Source organism: Streptomyces sp. AC627_RSS907 (genome assembly GCF_019049165.1).
Window position 1 is genome coordinate 1 of sequence record NZ_JAGMUE010001160.1, and the last position, 561, is coordinate 561.

At 71.1% G+C, this 561-nt stretch carries 1 protein-coding gene; it reads left to right on the forward strand.

The window, feature by feature from the left end; translation table 11 throughout:
• Nucleotides 1-561 (forward strand): sensor histidine kinase KdpD (locus KUM32_RS40830; protein WP_217146721.1); only part of this gene is annotated, 561 nt, incomplete at both ends.

Here is a 561-nt window from a genome sequence, read left to right on the forward strand (position 1 = left end):
GCGCGGTACGTGCGGGCGCGCCCCACCGGTCCGCTGCGCCGCCTCGTGGTCACCCTGCGCGGCACCGAGGCCAGGCGCCGTACCGAGCGCAGTAACGCGGAGCTGATCGCCACCGTCGCGCACGAGCTGCGCTCGCCGCTGACCTCGGTGAAGGGGTTCACGGCCACGCTGCTGGCGAAGTGGGAGAGGTTCACCGACGACCAGAAGCGGCTGATGCTGGAGACGGTGGACGCCGACGCCAACCGGGTCACCCGGTTGATAGCCGAACTGCTGGACATCTCCCGCATCGACTCCGGGCGCCTCGAGGTGCGCCGCCAGTGCGTGGACATGGCCGCCGCCGTGCGCCGTCACGTGCAGGCGCACACCACGGCCGGCCAGCGCCCCGACCTGTTCCTCATCAAGGTCGTGGAGCCGCTGCCGGACCTGTGGGCCGATCCGGACAAGGTCGACCAGGTGCTGGGCAACCTGCTGGAAAACGCGGTGCGGCACGGCGAGGGAACCGTCACCATCGAGGTGACCCCCACCGTCGTCACCGCCCAGCCAGAAGGGTCAGCCGTGGAC